The organism is Bacillus sp. SM2101 (assembly GCF_018588585.1).
Classification (GTDB): domain Bacteria; phylum Bacillota; class Bacilli; order Bacillales; family SM2101; genus Nanhaiella; species Nanhaiella sioensis.
Genome location: NZ_JAEUFG010000037.1, coordinates 3,384 through 3,612 on the forward strand (window position 1 = coordinate 3,384; position 229 = coordinate 3,612).

General features: G+C 41.9%; 1 pseudogene. It reads left to right on the forward strand.

Annotation, left to right across the window (positions count from 1 at the left end):
• Positions 1 to 229 (forward strand): annotated as a pseudogene (locus JM172_RS24925) (tRNA (adenosine(37)-N6)-threonylcarbamoyltransferase complex transferase subunit TsaD); the annotation flags it as partial.

The following is a 229-nucleotide window of genomic DNA, read 5'->3' on the forward strand; positions in this document are numbered from 1 at the left end:
TACCATTGTGCTTGAAGAAGCACTAAAACAGGCGCAAATTTCTTATAATGAGATCGATGCAATAGCTGTCACTGAAGGCCCAGGGTTGGTCGGTGCCTTGTTAGTTGGTGTCAATGCTGCCAAAGCCATTGCTCTTGCTCACAACATTCCTATCATTGGGGTTCACCATATAGCTGGACATATTTATGCAAATCAACTAGTATCTGAAATGAAATTCCCACTTATTTCG